General features: G+C 68.0%; 1 protein-coding gene. It reads right to left on the bottom strand.

The features are described from left to right. Nucleotides 1–1,193: aspartate ammonia-lyase (locus IG99_RS43360; RefSeq protein ID WP_037684541.1), on the bottom strand; the 1,193-nt coding region annotated here is incomplete at both ends.

The following is a 1,193-nucleotide window of genomic DNA, read 5'->3' as shown; positions in this document are numbered from 1 at the left end:
CCGATGTGCGGGTTGAGGGCGGTGACCAGGCCGATGGAGTTCTCCACGCTCGCGCGCAGCGCCTCGGTGTTGGCGGTGATCCCGTCCACACAGCGCTCGGCGAGGGTCAGGCAGGCCGCGCGCAGATGGGTGATCGACTCCGACAGGGAGTGCAGGATGACCGGCTCGAACGCGTTGAGCTGGAGCTGCCCGGCCTCGGCGGCCATGGTGATGGTGACGTCGTTGCCGATCACCTCGAAGGCGACCTGGTTGACGACCTCGGGAATGACCGGGTTCACCTTGCCGGGCATGATCGACGAACCCGCCTGCACCGGCGGCAGGTTGATCTCGCCCAGGCCCGCACGCGGACCGGAGGACAGCAGGCGCAGGTCGTTGCAGCTCTTGGAGAGCTTGACCGCGATCCGCTTGAGCACCCCGGACATCTGGACGAACGCGCCGCAGTCCTGGGTCGCCTCGACCAGGTTGGCGGCCGTGACCAGCTGGAGCCCGGTGATCTCGGCGAGGTGGCGGCGGGCGGCTTCGGCGTAACCGGCGGGAGCATTCAGCCCCGTCCCGATGGCGGTGGCACCCAGGTTGATCTCATGGATCAACTCCACCGCTTCCGCGAGCCGGCTACGGTCCTCGTCCAGCATCACGGCGTACGCCGAGAACTCCTGGCCGAGCGTCATCGGCACCGCGTCCTGGAGCTGCGTGCGGCCCATCTTGAGCACGGCGCGGAACTCCACGGCCTTGCGGGCGAAGGAATCCTGGAGGACCGCCATCGCCTTGAGCAGACCGCGCACCGCGAACACCGTCGCGACCTTGACGGCGGTCGGGTAGACGTCATTGGTGGACTGGCCGAGGTTGACGTCCTCGTTGGGGTGCAGGTACTGGTACTGGCCCTTGGCGTGGCCCAGCAGTTCCAACGCCCGGTTGGCGACGACCTCGTTGGCGTTCATGTTGGTCGAAGTGCCGGCGCCGCCCTGGACGACGTCGACCACGAACTGCTCGTGCAGCTTGCCGTCGCGTATCTCCCGGCACGCCTCGACGATCGCGGCCGCCTTCCTCGGCTCCAGCAGACCGAGCTCCTCGTTGGCGAGGGCGGCTGCCTCCTTGACCGCGGCAAGGGCGTTTATCAGATGCGGGTACGCGGAGATCGGCGTCCCGGTGATGGGGAAGTTCTCCGTGGCGCGCAGGGTGTGGACACCCCAGTA

The sequence above is a fragment of the Streptomyces griseus subsp. griseus genome (genome assembly GCF_000720255.1).
Taxonomy (GTDB): Bacteria; Actinomycetota; Actinomycetes; order Streptomycetales; family Streptomycetaceae; genus Streptomyces; species Streptomyces griseus_I.
This window is presented reverse-complemented; position numbering and strand designations above follow the sequence as displayed.